The following is a 16,637-nucleotide window of genomic DNA, read 5'->3' as shown; positions in this document are numbered from 1 at the left end:
TGCCCACAGAGAGACAAGTCAAACACGTTCCCGCCCCAACTCACCCGCCCCAGTGACCCCGTGTCTCCCTGCGGCCCTTTCGGCCGGTCGTACCCGACGGGCGGTCCGGGCATGACGAAGGCCCGGATCCCATTGGATCCGGGCCTTCGTCTTCAGTAGCGGGGACAGGATTTGAACCTGCGACCTCTGGGTTATGAGCCCAGCGAGCTACCGAGCTGCTCCACCCCGCGTCGGTGAAACCACAGTATCACGACGCGGGACGGAGCCATTACCGGCTTTCGCGCACCGCCTAGCCGCCCGGCTTGGGCGCCGTCAGCTTCGCCTCCGCGTCGATCGCCCGCTTCAGCGCCGCCTGGAGGTCGCTCTGCGCCTTGCCGTACGCGGCCCAGTCGCCCGCCTTCATGGCCTTGTCGGCCTCCTCGACGGCCTTCTGGGCGTCGGCGAGGGCCGCCTTGACCGTGGGGTCCTGCGCGGTCGGCGGGGTGTTCGGGTTCGTCGGCGTGGTGGGCGGGGTCGGCGTGGTGGGCGTGGTCGGGGCCTCGGCTCCGAAGACCACGTTCAGCGCCTTCTCCAGGGTGTCCTCGAAGGCCGTCTGGCCGCCGTAGGTCACCAGCACCTTGCGCAGCAGCGGGTACTTCAGCCCGGAGCTGCGCACGTACACCGGCTCCACGTAGAGCATTCCGCCGTCCATCGGGACCGCGAGCAGGTTGCCGTACTCGATCTCCGAGTCACCGCCGCGCAGCAGCCGGATCGACTCGGCGATCTTGGGCTCCGACTGGAACTTGCTCTGGACCTGGCCGGGGCCGTCCGGCGGCTTGCTGGTCGGCATCTTCAGGATTCGGATCTTGCCGTAGTCCCGGGTCCCGGGATCGGCGTTCACCGCCATGAAGGCGCTGAGGTTGGGCCGCTCGTTCGGCGTGAAGGTCGTCGTGAGCGAGAAGACCTGGTCCTTCTCCGGCTGCCCCGGCATCTTCATCGACAGGTAGTACGGCGGGACCGCCGTGCCGGCCTTGGTCGTCGGGTCGTCCGGGACGGCCCACGCCTCACTGCCGCTGAGGAAGGTCTGCGGGTCCGTGACGTGGTACCGGGTCAGCAGCTCGCGCTGGACCTTGAACAGGTCCTGCGGGTAGCGCAGGTGGTCCATGAGCGGCTTGGAGATCTCGCCCTTGGGCTTCACCGTGCCGGGGAAGGCCTTCATCCAGGTCTTCAGGACCGGGTCCTTGGTGTCCCACTGGTACAGGTCCACCGTGCCGTCGTACGCGTCGACGGTCGCCTTCACCGAGTTGCGGATGTAGTTGACCTGGTTCTCCTGGGCGACCACCGCGCGCTGGCTGTTGGTCAGCGAGTCCGCGGTGCTCTGGCCCAGCGTGGTGCGCGAGGCGTACGGGTAGCCGTTCGTCGTCGTGTAGGCGTCGACGATCCACTTGATCCGGCCCTCGATGACGGCCGGGTACGGGGCCCCGTCGATGGTCAGCCAGGGGGCGACGGCCTCGACGCGGTCCTTGGGCGTGCGGTTGTACAGGATCCGCGAGCCCTCGCCGATGGCCCCGGAGTACAGGATCTGCGGCTCGCTGAACGCGAGCGCGTAGGCCGCCCGGTTGACCGGGTTGTCCAGGTTGACCCCGGAGTCGCCCCGGTAGCTGGTCTCCTTCTCGCCCTTGTCGTCCGAGTAGTCGAGCTCCTTCTGCGGACCGCCGACGATCGAGTACTGCTTCGTCTGCTCGCCGTAGTAGATGCGCTGCTCGAAGTCCGTGCCGAACATCCCCTTGGAGGGCAGGTCGGACTGCGTGAAGTCGGGGGCGCCGTCCTTGACGGTGGTGCCCTTGGCCGCGACCACGCCGTAGCCGTGCGTGTACTTGAAGTGGTCGTTGATCCAGTTGTTCTTCGGGATGCCGCCGATGTTCAGCTCGCGCAGCCCGATGACCGTGTCCTGGCCCGCGTACCGGTCGACCGCCAGCGTGGACGGGAAGCCGTAGTAGCCCTTGACCTGCTGGAGCTGCTGGAAGGCCGGCGAGACGATGTTCGGGTCGAGGAGGCGCAGGCTGGCGGTGGTGTCCGCCACCGACCGCAGCTTGGTGCGGTCCTCGGTCTGCGGGACGCCCGGGTAGTCCTTGACGTCGGCCTCGTCGATCCCGTACGCGTCGCGCGTGGCCTTGATGTTCTTCTCGACGTACGGGGATTCCTTGGCCTGCTCGTTCGGCTGGACCTGGAACTTCTGCACGATCGCCGGGTACAGCCCGCCGATCAGGATCGCCGAGAGCACCATCAGGCCGAAGCCGATCACCGGCAGCTGCCAGGTGCGCCGCCACAGGGTGGCGAAGAACAGCACCGCGCAGATGGCGGCGATGGCGACGAGGATCGTCTTCGCCGGCAGGTAGGCGTTGGCGTCGACGTAGCGCAGGCCGGCCCAGTTGTCGGCGGCCTTGAAGTCGCTGGACTTCACGGCGAGGCCGTACCGGTCGAGCCAGTACGCGACGGCCTTGAAGGTGACGAAGAGGCCGAGCAGCACCGACAGGTGCCCGGTCGCGGCGGCTGTGGCCCGGGCGCCCGGGCTGGTCACGCGCAGTCCGCCGTACAGGTAGTGCACGACGACGGCGGCGATCACCGAGAGCACGACCGCGGCGAAGCCGAAGCCGAGCAGGAAGCGGTACCAGGGCAGGTCGAAGGTGTAGAACGACACGTCCAGGTGGAACTGGGGGTCCTTGCGGCCGAAGGGCACCCCGTTGACGTACATCAGCCAGGTCTTCCACTGGCCCGCCGCCGAGGCGCCCGCGATCAGCCCGACGATCGCCGCGACGGCCAGGAGCAGCCACCTCTTGTACGGGGCGACGCTCATCCGGTAGCGGTCGAGGCTCTGCTGCTCCATCGACATCGCGCTGAGCGGCGGCCGCAGCCGGTACGCCAGCCAGATGTTCAGCCCGACGGCACCCGCCATCAGCAGACCGAAGACGGCGAAGAGGCCGACCTTGGTCCACAGGGTGGTGGTGAAGACGGAGGAGTACTTGACGGAGCGGAACCAGAGCCAGTCCGTCCAGAACCCGGCGAACATGATGAACGCCATGGCCAGGACGGCTAGGACGCCCAATGTCGTCAGAAGAGTCCGGGCACGCCGGGAGGGGCGGCCGACTCTCATCCGTGGCCCGGAGGGGCCTCCGCCGCGGTCCGGCATCTGGAAAGCCAAGGTGCGCACCTCGAAAGTCGCTGTGTCTGGTCCTGGGCCCACGATCGTAGGGCCCACCCCTGCAACTTACTGAGCCTTTAGTCAGTTCCCGGTATCGGGGGGAAAGGAGGCAGGATGTTGTCCATGTCCAACCTTTCGCCCTCCCCCGGCACCCCCATGGCGGCCAGCCCGCTGACCCGCGCCGTCCTCGAGATCGACGAGTACGCCTCCACCCTCGGCTGGGACAAGCCGGCCCGGCTGTTCGCCCTGGTCGACACGGCCCGGCTGCGCCGGCAGGAACCCCGCCTCGCCGGTCAGCTCGGCCAGGACCAGGACGACACCGGGAAGAACCAGCTGACCCCGATCGAGCAGGACGAGGTGCCGGCCGGGACCCCGCTGGACAAGTTCCTGGGCACCATCGCCTGGCCCGACGCGGTCGTCGGGTGCGCCCTGACGGTGGAGCGGCTGATGCTCCCGCCGTCCGCCGAGGCCGCCGTACCGGAGGGGCTCAACGACAAGCAGCTGGCCAAGTGGGTCGCCGCGCACCCCGAGCGGCAGGAGGTGCGCCTGACGGTGGGCGTCCTGCGCGACGGGTCGCGCGAGTCGGCCGTACGGCTGAGGGAGAAGGACTCCCCCAGCGAGGTGCTGACCGGCGCGAGCCTGGTGCCGGGCCTGGCCGACGCGCTGGCGGCGACCTTCGTCTAGGCCCTGTGGGGGCGGGGGCGGGGCGCCGGTCAGGACGCGGTGCACTTCGGCAGTGCGGCCGTGTCCCCCTTGCGGATCTTCTCCAGGGACGTGGTGGCGTCGCCGATGGTGGAGACCTTCACCAGGGTGAGGCCCTCGGGCGTGTGCCGGGCGGCGGCGGCGCAGTTCTCGGCCGGGGTCAGGAAGTACTCGGCCCCGGCCTTGCGGGCGCCGATGGTCTTCATCTGGATGCCGCCGATGGGGCCGACCTTGCCCTCGTCGTCGATGGTGCCGGTGCCCGCGACGAACCGGCCGCCCGTGAGGTCCTCGGGGGTGAGCTTGTCGACGATGCCGAGGGCGAACATCAGGCCGGCGCTCGGGCCGCCGACGTCGGCGAGCTTGATGTCGATCGAGAACGGGAAGGTGTGGTCGGTTCCGGCCCGGATGCCGACGATGGCGTGGCCGTCGTCCTCCGCCTTGCCGGCGGTGATGGTCACCTTCGACGTGCCGGTGGGCTCGCGGCCCGCCTTCTCGGCCTCGGCCGCCTCGGCGGCGGGCACGATGGTGAACTCGACCGGCTCTCCGGGCTTGTGCTTGGTCACCAGCTTGGCGACGTCCCCCGGGGCGGTCACCGCGGCGCCGTCCACCTCCCTGATCACGTCCCCGGCGTGCAGCTTGCCCTCGGAGGGGCTGCCCTTGACGACGGTGGAGACGACGACGCGGGCGGTGACCGGGATGCCGAGCTGCTTGAGGGCGGCCACCTTGGCGCTCTCCTGCGACTGGCTGAACTCCTCGGCGTTCTCCTGCGTGGATTCCTTGTCCGTCTTGCCGTTCGGGTAGAGGTTCTCGTGCGGTACGACGATGTTGTCGCCGGCCATCCAGCCGTACACCGCTTCCAGCAGGTTCATGTCGTAGTCGGCGCCGGTGACGCGGACCGTGGTCATGTTCAGGTGGCCGCTGGTCGGGTACGTCTTGCGCCCCGAGATGTTGAGCACCGGCTCGCCGCGCGAGTCGCCCAGTGTGTTCACGGTCGGGCCCGGGCTCATCTCGGAGTACGGGACCTTGATGAAGACGCCCGCGCAGAGCAGCGCGAACAGCACGAGGAAGGAAGCGAGCATCGTCGCGGTGCGGCGTGGCATGGATCGACAGTACGGGACGGCCCGCCAGGGCGGCCCGTGGGGCCGGTCCGTACGGGCCCGCGGGCGGAACCCTCGCCGGATTCTCAGCGGGGCCCTGGTCGGGGGCGTGCGGGACGGGCGGGGGCGGGGCCCGTGGGGACGGGGAAGGGGCTCACGGGACGCGTCAGACGGCGTCGGAACCGGAGTGCGCCTTTTCGTTCGTCCTGGCCCGGTCGGCCCTGTCCATGGCTTCGCGGAACCTGGCGTAGCCGGCCAGCTCGGATATGTCCCCCTGGGTGCGGTCCCGGGCCGCCCAGCTGCCCCATATCGCCGCTCCGATCGCGGCGAACAGCGGAATCAGCAGCCACACCAGTGATGCCATGAAGGTGCCTCCCTGCCCCGAAAGTGCGTGTCGTTGTGGCTTCAACGCTCGTGCCCGGAGGGGGGTTACGCAAATCGAGGGCGTGTTGCGCGGCCGAACGGGGGTGACGCTACTCCCCGCCGGAACGGGCCGGGTGCCCGGCCCCCGGCCTCAGCAGGCGCCGACCCACTCCTCCGTGCCGTCCGCGAAGGTCTGGTGCTTCCAGATCGGCACCTCGTGCTTGAGGTCGTCGATCAGCATGCGGCAGGCCTCGAAGGCCTCGCCCCGGTGCGGGCAGGAGACGGCCACGACCACGGCCAGGTCGCCCACGGCCAGGTCGCCGATGCGGTGCACGGCCGCCAGCGCGCGGACCGGGTACTTCGCCACGACACGGTCCGCGATGCGGCGCATCTCGGCCTCCGCCGTCGGGTGGCAGGAGTAGCCGAGGGAGTCGACGTCGGCACCGCCGTCGTGGTTGCGCACCGTCCCCACGAAGAGGGTGGTGCCGCCCGTGGCGTCGTCGCCGACGGCCTGGAAGACCTCGTCGATGGAGAGCGGGGTCTCACGGATCTCGAGCAGCCGGACGGGGTCCTGAGCGGCCTGCTCGCCGGGGTGGTCGAAGTGCGGTGCCATGTTCCCCATCGTGCCCTAGCCACGGACCCGGTGGAATAGCCGTTTCGCCCGGGGCCCGGCGCCCCGGTTGGGAGCCTCCTACAGGAAACCGGCCCCGCCCCGGCCCCGGACCGGTCCGGGGCCGCGCCCCCGCGGCTCAGAGTCCGCGGCGGCGCCGGGCGCGGCGTACGGCGGCGGCGGCACCGAGCAGGGCCACCGTCGCACCGGCGGCACCGGCGGCCGTGGCGGCGTCCTTGCGGCCCAGGCGGCGGCCCACGACGGTGTGCCGGCCCGCCACCTCCTGGAGCAGCTCGGCCAGCACCTCCTCGTTGGTCCAGCGGGGCCGCCAGCCCGCGGCGTGCAGCCCGCTGACGCTGACCACCCACGGGTGCATCGTGTACGCGAGGTCGCCGGCCGGGGAGGGGGTGAGGCCGATCCGGTGGAGCCGGGCGGCGGCGCCCAGGGCGACGGCGGAGGGCAGCTCCATGCGGCGGATCCCGCTGAGCTCCTCGACCTCCTCCTGCTCCAGCCAGCCCTCGCACCCGACGGCCAGCTCGCCCTCGACCTTCTCCAGGGCCGCGTACTCCAGGGCGCTGACCAGGTCCTCCACGTGGCAGAACTGCCAGGTGGGGCGGGATCCGGCCACCACGAGCAGGCGGGGCGACTCGAAGTACCGGGTCAGGGCGGTGTCGGTGCCGCCGACGAGGACCGCCGGGCGCAGAACGGTCACGTTCAGCCCCGGGTGCGCGCGGGGCGCCCGGCGGCCGAGGCGCTCGATCTCCAGCAGGTCGCCGACGCCGGTGGCCTCGGCGGTGGCGCGCAGCTCGGAGTCCTCCGAGAGCGGGATGTCGTTGTCGGGCAGGGCCCCGTAGACCATGGCGGAGGTGCACAGCACGACCCGGTGGACGCCGGCGGCGGCCGCGGCCGTGAGCACGGTCTGGGTCCCGCGCACGTTGTACGCGGTGCGCGCCGCCGGGTCGGTCTCCAGGTCGAGGTCGAGCGCGAGGTGGACGACCACGTCGGCGCCGCGCAGCTTCTCGGCGATCGCGGGGTCCCGTACGTCCAGGACGTGCCACTGGGCGGCGGCGCAGTCCCCGCGCCGCTCGTCGATGGCGACGACCTGCTTGACCTCGTCGGATGCGGCGAGGCGGCTCACCAGGGCGGCTCCGACGCCCGAGGCGGCGCCGGTCACCGCGATCACCGGGCTGTGCCTGCGGGGGCCGGCCTGGTTTCGCGGCTGGCGAACGCCGGGGGCGCTGTCGTCGTGCTCAGGGCGGATTTCGGCGTCGTGCGGCGCGCGAGCCTGCGGATCTGGGGAACTCACCGGGCGTCTCCAGCGGTTGTCTTCAGTGGGGACGCGCCGTGACGCGTACCCACCAGGTGATGTCCATCCTGCCGCAGCCCAGGACCGGGCGGAGCACCGAGCCCGGAAGCGGGAGTGGTGTCTACGCTGGGTGGTGTTGTCGGACCATCGCCCGCCGGCTCCCGCCGGCGGCCCTACGAGCCGAGGAAACCCGTGAGCGACACCCCATTCGGATTCGGCCTTCCGCCGGAGGAGCCGGAGGACGGCGACAAGGGCAAGAAGGGCGGCCAGGGCGGTCCCGCCGATCCGTTCGGGTTCGGCCCGGGCGGCTTGCCCGGCGGTGCGGAGAATCCGTTCGCCGCGATGTTCGGCTCGATGAACCCGAACGACCTCGGTGCCGCCTTCCGGCAGCTCGGCCAGATGCTGAGCTACGAGGGCGGACCGGTCAACTGGGACATGGCCAAGGACATCGCCCGCCAGACCGTGGCGCAGGGCACCGCGGACGGCGTCAAGGACGTGAGCGTCGGCGTCGCGGAGAAGTCCGCGGTCCAGGAGGCCGTGCGCCTGGCCGACCTGTGGCTGGACGGTGCGACCTCCCTGCCGTCGGGCGCCAACGCGGCCGTCGCGTGGAGCCGCGCCGAGTGGGTCGAGGCGACCCTTCCGGTGTGGAAGGAGCTCGTGGACCCGGTCGCCGAGCGCGTCGGCGCGGCCATGGGCAGCGTGCTGCCCGAGGAGATGCAGGCCATGGCGGGCCCGCTGCTCGGGATGATGCGCTCCATGGGCGGGGCCATGTTCGGCCAGCAGATCGGTCAGGCCGTGGGCACCCTCGCGGGCGAGGTCGTCGGCTCCACCGACATCGGGCTGCCGCTGGGCCCGGCCGGGCGGGCGGCACTGCTGCCGCTGAACATCGAGGCCTTCGGCAAGGACCTGGGAGTCCCCTCGGACGAGGTACGGCTCTACCTGGCGCTGCGCGAGGCGGCGCACGCCCGCCTGTTCGCGCACGTGCCGTGGCTGCGCTCGCACCTGTTCGGGGCGGTCGAGGGGTACGCGCGGGGCATCAAGGTGGACACCTCGAAGCTGGAGGACGTGGTCGGCCAGCTCGACCCGACGAACCCGGAGCAGCTCCAGGAGGCCCTGCAGGGCGGGATGTTCCAGCCGCAGGACACCCCCGAGCAGAAGGCCGCCCTGGCCCGCCTGGAGACGGCGCTCGCGCTGGTCGAGGGCTGGGTGGACGCGGTCGTGCACGAGGCGGCCAAGCCCCGGCTGACCTCGGCCGACGCGATGCGCGAGACCATGCGCCGGCGGCGTGCCTCGGGCGGTCCGGCGGAGCAGACCTTCGCGACGCTGATCGGGCTGGAGCTGCGTCCGCGGCGGCTGCGCGACGCCTCGCGGCTGTGGGCCTCGCTCACCGACGCGCGCGGCGTGGACGGCCGCGACGGGCTGTGGGAGCACCCGGACATGCTGCCGACGGCGTCCGACCTGGACGACCCGGACGGGTTCGTGCACCGCGAGCAGCTGGACTTCTCCGAGATCGACAAGATGCTCGGCGAGGCCGCCGAGCGGCGTGACGAAGAGGGCGACGGCGACAAGTGAGCCTGTACGAGGACGCCGTCCTGGTCCTGAAGGGGTACGAGGGCCAGGACGCGCGGCAGGACGAGCTGCGCGGGGTCTACCTGGAGCACCTGGCCGCCCACCCGGACGGGGTCTACAAGCCCTGCACGGCCGGGCACGTCACGGGCAGCGCGCTGGTCGTCGACCCCGTCGGCGGCCGTGTGCTGCTGACCCTGCACAAGAAGCTCGGCATGTGGCTCCAGATGGGCGGGCACTGCGAGCCCGGCGACACCAGTCTCGCCGGTGCGGCGATGCGCGAGGCCGTGGAGGAGTCGGGCATCGGCTCGGGGCTGACCCTGGTGGCGGGCGGGCCGGTCCGCCTGGACCGGCACCCGATCCCGGCGCCGTGCAACTGGCACCTGGACGTGCAGTACGCGGTGCTGGCTCCGGCCGGCGCGCAGGCGGAGATCAGCGACGAGTCGCTCGACCTGCGCTGGTTCCCGTACGCGGAGGTGGCGGCGGTGGCCGACACCTCGGTGGTGCGGCTGCTGGAGGCGACCCGGGCGCGGCTCGGCGCGTGACGGTGTGCGCGGGGGGCGGATCCGTACGGGTCCGCCCCCCGCGCCGTGCCGGCCGGGTCAGTTCCAGGCGTTGTTCTGGTTCTGGGCGTGCGCGCCGTTCTGGCCCATGCCGTACTGGGCGGCGACGCCCTGTCCGAGCTGGGCGTTCTGCGGGGGCAGCACCTCGCTGGGCTGCACCAGGGCGAAGCCGGTGCCGAGGAAGCTGAGCTCCCAGCCCTCGCCGGTGTTGCCGCGGCGCCGCCACACGCCGGTGGAGTGGGTCTGGGCCTGCATCTGCACGCGCAGCGAGGTGGACCAGGCGACGATCGCGTCGGCGTCGGCGTTGACGTACTTGTCCGGGGTGACCTGCATCATCAGCGGCTGCCCGGAGGTCATGAGGGCGACCTTGCCGCGGCCGGAGATGTTGAGCTGGTACTTGCCGGTGCCGGAGATCCCGTACTGGCTGTCGACGGCGATGACCTCGGTGTGCAGCGTGGAGTCCATGGCGAGGACGTAGGCGCTGTCGACGGTGAGGCCGTCGTGGTCGACGTCGACGACGTGGACGTACTGGGCGAGGTTGGCGAAGTACACGGTGCCCTGGCCGGAGCAGCGCATCAGGTCGAGGCCCTCGCCGGTGCGGCGGCGGGCGCCGCGCTGGTTGCCGCTCTGGTACTCGCCGTCGAAGTCGATGATCCCCTGGTAGGCGACCATGGCGCCCTTGCGGGCGAGGACGTCGTCGGAGCCGGTCAGGGTGACCCTCAGGAGCTGGGGGTTCTGGACGGTGTAGCGGTCCTGGGACTGCTGTTCGGCGTGGCCGAAAAGTGAGCTCTGCATGATGTGTCCGCTCCCCCTCAGCCCCGGGTCCGGAGCCGGTCGGTGCTGTCCTCGCTGGGCTGTACGACGACGATGCCCTGGCCGGAGAAGGCCATCTGGTAGGCCTCCCCGCTGCCCCGGCCGATCATCGACGAGGCCTTGAAGCTGCGCTTCCCCTTGACCTTGAGGTTCGGGGACCAGGCGACGAGCGCGTCCGGGTCGACGTACGTCTCGTCATCGCCGCGGCCGCAGTCGACCACGATCGGCGTGCCGCGGGAGGTGACGGCGACCCAGCCGGTGCCGGCGACCTGGACGTTGAACAGGCCCTGGCCGGCGAACTTGGCCATGCCCTTGACCCGCTCGACGCCCCACTGGAGGTGGGCGTCGAAGGCGAGGAGGTTGGTGCCGTTGACGGAGAGGGCTTCGTTGTTGAGGTTGATGCAGACGACGTCGGCGCCGTAGTCGGCGAGGTAGAGGAGGCCGTCGCCGGTGCACTTCATCAGGGGCGCGCCCTCGCCGGTCAGCCACTGGGAGGCCATCTGGCGGACGGCGGGCGGGTTGGGCTCGTACTGGACGAAGCCCTCGTAGGCGACCATCGATCCGGTGCGGGCGAAGAGGTCCTGGCCGCTCTGCATGGCGACCTTGAGCATGGCGCGGCCGTGGTTCTCCATGCGGGCCGTGACGGGGGTCGGGGCGTAGCCCGCGAGCTGCTGGTTCATTGCGTTCATGGCGTTCATGTGGGGCTCCCTCAGACCTCGTACGGCTGGACGACGATGAAGTTGCCGGGGGCGCCGCGGAACTGCAGGTTCACGGTCTCCCCGCTGTGGCCCGGGTAGGCGTTGCGGCGCAGCCGGACCTGGCTGGAAATGATCACCTGTGAGGCGGCCGACCAGGCGACGATGGCGTTGCTGTCCGCGAAGGTGGTGGGGGTCACGGGCAGGACGACGGGCACGCCGTGCGTCTTGACGATGACCGTGCCGGTGCCCTGGAACAGCATGGTGAACAGGGCGCCGCCGGGGATGCCGTGGCCTTCGATGCGGCGGACCTCGTGCTGGAGGGACTCGTCGAAGGCGAGGACGCTCTCGGCGGAGACGCAGATGCCGTCGCCCTGGAGCTCGATGGCGTGCAGGTGGGCGCCGTTCTCGGCCAGGAAGACCTGGCCGCGGCCGGTGCAGCGCATCAGCTGCATCTCCTGGCCGGTGGCGTTGCCGACGATGCGGCCGGCGAAGCCCGCGCCCTTGTAGCTGAAGTCGACCTTGCCCTGGTACAGGACCATGCTGCCCTGGCGGGCGAGGACGGCCTGACCGCCCATCGCGAGGTCCACCCGCATGAGCTGCTGGTTCTGCGGGGTCCAGCGGGCGCCGGTGGGGGCCTCCTTGTACGGCTGGAGGGCGGCGGCGAGGCCGGCGCCGGCCGCGGCGGCCTGCGGGGCGTGGCCGTAGGGGGCCTGCTGGCCGTACGGCGGCTGCTGGCCGTAGGGGACCTGCGGGGCGCCCGGCTGCTGGCCCGGGATCTGGCCGTACGAGGGCTGCGGCTGCTGGCCGTAGGGCGCGGGCGCCGGGGCCTGCGGCGGGAGCTGGCCGCCGTACGAGGGCTGCGGCTGCTGGCCGTACGGGGGCTGGCCGGGCTGCTGCGGCGGGTGGGGCGGCTGGCCGTACGGGGCCGCCGGGGCGGGAGCGCCGAGCGGGGCGACCATGGTGGGCGCCGCGTGCACGGGCGCGGGGGCCGGGGGCTGCTGTTGCGGGGGCTGCTGGGCCGGGGGCTGCTGCTGCGGCGGGGCGAACGGGGCGGGGGCGGGCGGCTGCTGGACCGGGGCGCCGAAGGACGGGGCCGGGGCCTGCGGGGCGGGGGCGGGGGCCTGCGGGGGCGGGGCGAATCCGGGCGCGGCGGCCTGCGGCTGGGCCGGGGCCTGCGGCTCGGGCTGCGCCTCCTCCTCCGCGACCTCGCCGCCGAAGTGCTGCAGCAGCGCGGCGAGCCCGCCGTCGAAGCCCTGGCCGACGGCGGCGAAGCGCCACACGTCCTTGCGGTAGAAATCGCCGATCATCAGGGCGCGCTCGGTGCTGAACTCCGCACCGGTGAAGGAGTACCGGACGACTTCCTCGCCGCCGGCCACGATCCGGATGTAACCGGGCCCGATCTGCGACATCTGTCCGGGGCCGTCGAGGGTGGCGCTGAAGGACAGCTTGTGGATCGACGCGGGCACCTGGTCGAGGGTCACCCGGAAGGACTCGGTGTCCCCGGCCTGCGGGCCGAGCTGCTGGATCGACTCCTCGGGCGACTTCGGCTGGTTGTAGAAGACGAAGTAGCGGTCGTCCGACAGGCGCTCGTCGGCGTCGAGGCCGAAGCAGCTGATGTCGAAGGCGAGTCCGGGCCCGGCGATCTGGACGCCCACGTACAGATCGGTGCCCGCCGTCAGATCACTGATCTTGGCCTTGTGGCCGCGTTGGAATTCCCTGGCCATGTGTCCGACCGTCCCCCATCCCGACTCCGACTGCGTGCGCCGCCTGCTGCGCGCTGCCCGGTTGAATGCGTGAGTGCTGTTGGTGCTGTCAGTGCTGTCTGTCAGTGCTGCGTGTACTGCGGATGCTGCGTGTACTGCGAACGCCGTGTGGACCGCGACCGCCGTGGGTGCGGCTTGCTCACCGCTCGATGTGTGCCGCTCAGGCTAACGGCTCCTGCCGACATCCGGCCAAGCCGGCACCGACCCGGTACCGACCCGGTACACACCGCCTTCCGCGACGGAAGATCATTCCTCGCGGGCGGCCGGGACGCGGGGCATGCGCTCCGCCGCGGCCACTCCTTCGAGGAATCCGCGGGCCCGTTCGGTCCTCGGATACGCCTCCAGCAGCTGCCAGAAGCGGGGGCCGTGCCCGGGCACCAGGAGGTGCGCCAGCTCGTGCAGCAGCACGTAGTCGACGACGTACTCCGGCATCCCCTGGATCCGGTGGGACAGCCGGATGCTGCCCTCGGCGGGGGTGCAGGAGCCCCAGCGGGTGTTCTGGTTGGTGACCCAGCGGACCGAGCGGGGCCGCGCGCGGCCGCTGAAGTACTGCTCGGACAGACGCTCCGCGCGCGCGATCAGTTCCGCGTCGCCGAGGGTGCGCCTGCTCTCCTGGGCGGCGAGCTTGTCCAGCATGACGCCCACCCAGCGCCGTTCCTCCGCCTCGGACATCCGGGCGGGGATCAGGACGACCGTCCGCTCGCCCTCGCGGTAGGCGGACACGGTCCTGCGGCGGCGCGCGCTCCGGCGGACTTCGACGGCGCTCTGTGGCGGGTCGGCTGGCACGCCTCGACCGTACCCGGTCGCCGTGGCGGAAGTCCCGCGCGTCCGCGGTTCGAGCACGACCGGTTCGCGGCGGGGACACACGTACGCCCCTTCTTCATCTCATATGCCCAATACCCCTTGCCTGTGGACAAACTCCGGCACCCGGTCCGGCGCTCGGGCATCGTGGCGAAGACGCGGAGCAACACGGGAGAACCGGCCGCGTCAGTGGGAATCGGGAAATCGGTGAACGGGGAGGCCGCGATGTATCCGAAGGTGAAGCCGGCGCTGGCGCGGGCGTGGCGGGATCTGCAGACGGTGCAGTTCGGGGTGACGCCCGCCCACGCGGTGGTGCTCGGGCCGCTGGACACGGCCACCGGGTCGCTCATCGACCGCATCGACGGGACGCGGAGCATGGAGCTGCTGCGGGCCGAGGGCGCCGGGATGGGGCTGCCGGAGGGGCAGGTGGACGGGCTGGTCCGGCACCTCGCCGGGGCCGGGCTGCTCGACGACCTCACCGCCGGCGGGCCCCGGGCGCAGGCCGTGCGGCGCCGGCCGGAGGCGCTGGAGCGGCTGGGGCCCGATCTGGCCTCGCTCTCGCTGGTGCACCGGGAGCCGGGCGGTGACCTGATGGGGGTCGCGGCGCGCAGGGCGTTACGGGTCCAGGTGCGCGGGAGCGGCCGGGTGGGAGCGGTGATCGCCTCCGTACTGGCGGGGGCCGGGGTGGGCCGGGTCGAGGTGCTCGACGGGGGCCGGGCGGAAGCGGCCGACGTGGCCCCGGGCGGCCTGGATCCGGGGAGCGTGGGCAGGCCGCGGGCCGAGGCCGCGGGGGTGCTGGTGCGGGAGTCGGCGCCGGGTCGGGTTCCGCGCGCGGGTGATCCCGAGGGCCCGGGGCCGGAGCTGGCCCTGGTGGTGGTCGCGCCCCGGGACGGGCTCCAGGCCTGGGCCCCCGATCCGGCGACGGCCGCCGACTGGGTGGCGACGGGCACCCCGCACCTGTACGCGGGGGTGCTGGAGGGGACGGGGCTGGTCGGGCCCCTGGTGCTCCCCGGATCCACGGCCTGCGCGGGGTGCATGGAGCGCGACCGCGTCGACCGGGATCCGGCCTGGCCCCGGATGCTGGTCCAGTGGCGCTCGGCACACCGCCGCCGCGGGACGGCGGCCTGCGACCTGGGGCTGTCGACGGCGGTGGCCGGCCTGGCCGCGGCGCACGCCCTGGCCTTCCTCGACGGGCAGCTGCCCGCTTCGACGGCCGCCCGCTGGGAGGCCGCCCTGCCCGCGCTGCACTGGGCGCGCTCCGCGCTGCGGCCGCATCCGGACTGCCCCTGCGCGGCGGCGGAGCCGGTGGCGGCGGGGCTCCCGGGCGGGGTGGCGGCGGAGCCCGCGGGGGCGGACTCCCGGGCGGTGCGGTCGTGAGCCGCCGGACTCCCGCCGGACCCGGGGCAGGTGCCCCGGTCCGGGCGCCCGGGGGGTCATGGCAGGATGCGACGGGGGCCGCGCCGCGCCTCGAACCGCCGCTTGCGGCAGAGCGGTCTGGGAACTGGAGGGACTCATGTCTGATCTTCCCCGGAAGGCGGTCACGCGCACCGTCAAGCTGGCCGCGCTACCGCTCGGCATCGCCGGCCGGGCAACGTGGGGGCTGGGCAAGCGGATCGGCGGCAAGTCCGCCGAGATCGTGGCGCGCGAGCTCCAGCAGCGCACCGCCGAGCAGTTGTTCCGCACGCTCGGGGAGCTGAAGGGGGGCGCGATGAAGGTCGGGCAGGCCCTTTCGGTCTTCGAGTCGGCGCTTCCGGAGGAGGTCGCCGGGCCTTACCGGGCCGCGCTGACGAAGCTCCAGGAGGCGGCTCCGCCGCTGCCGGCGGAGCGGGTGCACGAGGTGCTGGCGGAGCGGCTCGGCGCCGACTGGCGGGAGCTGTTCGAGGAGTTCGAGGACAAGCCTTCCGCGGCCGCCTCGATCGGGCAGGTGCACCGGGCGGTGTGGCACGACGGGCGGCAGGTGGCGGTCAAGGTCCAGTACCCGGGGGCCGGTGAGGCGCTGCTGTCGGACCTCAAGCAGCTGGGCCGGTTCGCCGGTCTGCTGGGTCCGCTGGTGCCGGGCATGGACATCAAGCCGCTGATCACCGAGTTGCGCGACCGGGTCGCGGAGGAGCTGGACTACGAGCTGGAGGCCGAGGCCCAGCGCACCCACGCCGACGCCTTCGACGATGACGGGGACGTGGTGGTCCCGGACGTCGTGCACCAGGGCGACCAGGTGCTGGTGACCGAGTGGATGGAGGGCACCCCGCTGTCGGAGGTGATAGCGGACGGTACGCAGGAGGAGCGTGACCGCGCAGGGCAGTTGCTGGCCCGGTTCCTCTTCTCGGGGCCCGCGCGCACCGGGCTGCTTCACGCCGATCCGCACCCGGGGAACTTCCGGCTGATAACGGGGGCGGACGGCCGGATGCGGCTGGGCGTGCTGGACTTCGGCACGGTGGACCGGCTGCCGGGCGGCTGGCCCAAGCCGATCGGCCGGTCGCTGCGGATGACTCTGGACGGGGACGCCGAGGGGGTCTACGGGCACCTGCGCGCGGAGGGGTTCGTCAGGGAGAGCGTCGAACTGGATCCGGACGCGGTGCTCGACTACCTCAAGCCCATCATCGAGCCCGCCGAGGCCGAGGAGTTCACCTTCACCCGGCCGTGGCTGCGCGGGCAGGCGGCGCGGATCGCCGATCCGCGCTCCCCCGCCCACCAGTTGGGGCGGCAGATCAACCTGCCGCCGTCCTACCTGCTGATCCACCGGGTGTCGCTGAGCACCATCGGCGTCCTGTGCCAGCTGGGGGCGACGGTGCGGCTGCGCGACGAACTGGAGTCCTGGCTGCCGGGGTTCCTGCCCGAGGACTGACCGGCCCGAAGCCGGCCGGTGCGGGGCCGGGCCCGCGGCCGGGAGGGCACGGGCCGTACCAGGCGGGAGTCACCACCAGGAGGAGTCGAGCCGGCCCTCGATCGCCCTGAGGTTGGCGCGCGCGCAGTCGACGCAGAAGTACTGTCTGGTCCCGTTCTCCACCGAGCACGTCCAGGTGGGTGGCGGCGGGGCGCCTTCCGGGGAGCGGGCACCGCAGCGCGCGCAGACGACGGGCTGGGCGCCGGGCCCGGGCGGGGTGGGGTGGGGGGTCGGCTGGTCCACCACCAGACGATATCCCCGCCGGGTCGTGCGGGGCCCCGCAACGCACCGGG

15 protein-coding genes and 1 tRNA gene are annotated in these 16,637 nt (G+C 72.4%); 5 read left to right on the top strand and 11 right to left on the bottom strand.

The genetic code is table 11. The features are described from left to right. Positions 1 to 156: 156 nt before the first annotated feature. Together ACZ51S_RS13615 and ACZ51S_RS13610 are read right to left on the bottom strand one after the other, a co-directional pair. Positions 157 to 230: transfer RNA gene (locus ACZ51S_RS13615), tRNA-Met, on the bottom strand. 59 nt (positions 231 to 289) lie between these two features. Next, positions 290 to 3,190, bottom strand: a complete 2,901-nt coding sequence (locus tag ACZ51S_RS13610) for a UPF0182 family membrane protein (RefSeq protein WP_468478448.1) — start codon at positions 3,188 to 3,190, stop codon at positions 290 to 292. Between the two features lie 105 nt (positions 3,191 to 3,295). Here ACZ51S_RS13610 and ACZ51S_RS13605 point away from each other — a divergent pair, with 105 nt between their 5' ends. Continuing rightward, positions 3,296 to 3,865, top strand: coding sequence for a PPA1309 family protein (locus tag ACZ51S_RS13605; protein WP_468478449.1), 570 nt, complete (start codon positions 3,296 to 3,298; stop codon positions 3,863 to 3,865). Between the two features lie 29 nt (positions 3,866 to 3,894). Here ACZ51S_RS13605 and ACZ51S_RS13600 read toward each other — a convergent pair whose 3' ends face one another. The 4 genes from ACZ51S_RS13600 to ACZ51S_RS13585 all read right to left on the bottom strand — a co-directional run bounded on the left by ACZ51S_RS13600 (position 3,895) and on the right by ACZ51S_RS13585 (position 7,214). Beyond that, entirely contained in the window at positions 3,895 to 4,983 is a 1,089-nt protein-coding gene (locus ACZ51S_RS13600) for a YlbL family protein (RefSeq protein ID WP_468478450.1), read from the bottom strand. A gap of 163 nt (positions 4,984 to 5,146) precedes the next feature. Next, positions 5,147 to 5,344 (bottom strand): hypothetical protein, encoded by a 198-nt coding sequence (locus ACZ51S_RS13595; RefSeq protein WP_125818082.1) that lies wholly within the window; start codon positions 5,342 to 5,344, stop codon positions 5,147 to 5,149. A gap of 150 nt (positions 5,345 to 5,494) precedes the next feature. Next, entirely contained in the window at positions 5,495 to 5,956 is a 462-nt protein-coding gene (locus ACZ51S_RS13590; protein ID WP_388933886.1) for a molybdenum cofactor biosynthesis protein MoaE, read from the bottom strand. Positions 5,957 to 6,092: 136 nt separating this feature from the next. Beyond that, on the bottom strand, positions 6,093 to 7,214 hold the full coding sequence (locus tag ACZ51S_RS13585) for an SDR family oxidoreductase (protein ID WP_388934975.1): 1,122 nt from the start codon (positions 7,212 to 7,214) through the stop codon (positions 6,093 to 6,095). Positions 7,215 to 7,451: 237 nt separating this feature from the next. Between ACZ51S_RS13585 and ACZ51S_RS13580 the strand changes: the two genes are divergently transcribed. Both ACZ51S_RS13580 and ACZ51S_RS13575 read left to right on the top strand, forming a co-directional pair. Beyond that, the gene (locus ACZ51S_RS13580) at positions 7,452 to 8,831 is read left to right on the top strand and encodes a zinc-dependent metalloprotease (RefSeq protein WP_468478451.1); all 1,380 of its coding nucleotides are present in this window, start codon (positions 7,452 to 7,454) and stop codon (positions 8,829 to 8,831) included. Continuing rightward, on the top strand, positions 8,828 to 9,370 hold the full coding sequence (locus ACZ51S_RS13575) for an NUDIX hydrolase (RefSeq protein ID WP_468960796.1): 543 nt from the start codon (positions 8,828 to 8,830) through the stop codon (positions 9,368 to 9,370). Before ACZ51S_RS13580 ends, ACZ51S_RS13575 begins: the two co-directional genes overlap by 4 nt. Positions 9,371 to 9,427: 57 nt before the next feature. Here ACZ51S_RS13575 and ACZ51S_RS13570 read toward each other — a convergent pair whose 3' ends face one another. The 4 genes from ACZ51S_RS13570 to ACZ51S_RS13555 form a co-directional block, all read right to left on the bottom strand. Then, positions 9,428 to 10,183, bottom strand: coding sequence for an AIM24 family protein (locus ACZ51S_RS13570; protein ID WP_468478453.1), 756 nt, complete (start codon positions 10,181 to 10,183; stop codon positions 9,428 to 9,430). Positions 10,184 to 10,200: 17 nt separating this feature from the next. Next, entirely contained in the window at positions 10,201 to 10,881 is a 681-nt protein-coding gene (locus ACZ51S_RS13565; RefSeq protein WP_388934977.1) for an AIM24 family protein, read from the bottom strand. A 29-nt stretch (positions 10,882 to 10,910) separates the two neighbouring features. Beyond that, positions 10,911 to 12,623 (bottom strand): TerD family protein, encoded by a 1,713-nt coding sequence (locus ACZ51S_RS13560; RefSeq protein ID WP_468800898.1) that lies wholly within the window; start codon positions 12,621 to 12,623, stop codon positions 10,911 to 10,913. A gap of 285 nt (positions 12,624 to 12,908) precedes the next feature. Then, on the bottom strand, positions 12,909 to 13,448 hold the full coding sequence (locus ACZ51S_RS13555) for a M48 metallopeptidase family protein (protein ID WP_388933900.1): 540 nt from the start codon (positions 13,446 to 13,448) through the stop codon (positions 12,909 to 12,911). A gap of 240 nt (positions 13,449 to 13,688) precedes the next feature. On the opposite strand from ACZ51S_RS13555, the gene ACZ51S_RS13550 reads away from it, so the two are divergent. After that, on the top strand, positions 13,689 to 14,840 hold the full coding sequence (locus ACZ51S_RS13550) for a ThiF family adenylyltransferase (protein ID WP_468960794.1): 1,152 nt from the start codon (positions 13,689 to 13,691) through the stop codon (positions 14,838 to 14,840). A gap of 136 nt (positions 14,841 to 14,976) precedes the next feature. After that, complete coding sequence (locus tag ACZ51S_RS13545; RefSeq protein ID WP_468478456.1) at positions 14,977 to 16,305, top strand: ABC1 kinase family protein; 1,329 nt, start codon at positions 14,977 to 14,979, stop codon at positions 16,303 to 16,305. 69 nt (positions 16,306 to 16,374) lie between these two features. Here the strand turns inward: ACZ51S_RS13545 and ACZ51S_RS13540 are convergent, their stop codons facing one another. Beyond that, a complete protein-coding gene (locus ACZ51S_RS13540; protein ID WP_388933908.1) occupies positions 16,375 to 16,587 on the bottom strand; it encodes a hypothetical protein in 213 nt (70 codons plus the stop codon). Positions 16,588 to 16,637: the final 50 nt, after the last annotated feature.

The organism is Streptomyces sp. NPDC034043, from assembly GCF_055575675.1.
Note: the sequence above shows the minus strand (reverse complement) of the source record. Positions and strands in the feature narration are given on the sequence as shown.

Bases quoted from the DNA above. Each gene is read 5' to 3' on its own strand.
- ACZ51S_RS13570 (WP_468478453.1), bottom strand. From the start codon at position 10,183: ATGCAGAGCTCACTTTTCGGCCACGCCGAACAGCAGTCCCAGGACCGC.
- ACZ51S_RS13560 (WP_468800898.1), bottom strand. From the start codon at position 12,623: ATGGCCAGGGAATTCCAACGCGGCCACAAGGCCAAGATCAGTGATCTG.
- ACZ51S_RS13590 (WP_388933886.1), bottom strand. From the start codon at position 5,956: ATGGCACCGCACTTCGACCACCCCGGCGAGCAGGCCGCTCAGGACCCC.
- ACZ51S_RS13550 (WP_468960794.1), top strand. From the start codon at position 13,689: ATGTATCCGAAGGTGAAGCCGGCGCTGGCGCGGGCGTGGCGGGATCTG.
- ACZ51S_RS13545 (WP_468478456.1), top strand. From the start codon at position 14,977: ATGTCTGATCTTCCCCGGAAGGCGGTCACGCGCACCGTCAAGCTGGCC.
- ACZ51S_RS13565 (WP_388934977.1), bottom strand. From the start codon at position 10,881: ATGAACCAGCAGCTCGCGGGCTACGCCCCGACCCCCGTCACGGCCCGC.
- ACZ51S_RS13595 (WP_125818082.1), bottom strand. From the start codon at position 5,344: ATGGCATCACTGGTGTGGCTGCTGATTCCGCTGTTCGCCGCGATCGGA.
- ACZ51S_RS13605 (WP_468478449.1), top strand. From the start codon at position 3,296: ATGTTGTCCATGTCCAACCTTTCGCCCTCCCCCGGCACCCCCATGGCG.
- ACZ51S_RS13600 (WP_468478450.1), bottom strand. From the start codon at position 4,983: ATGCCACGCCGCACCGCGACGATGCTCGCTTCCTTCCTCGTGCTGTTC.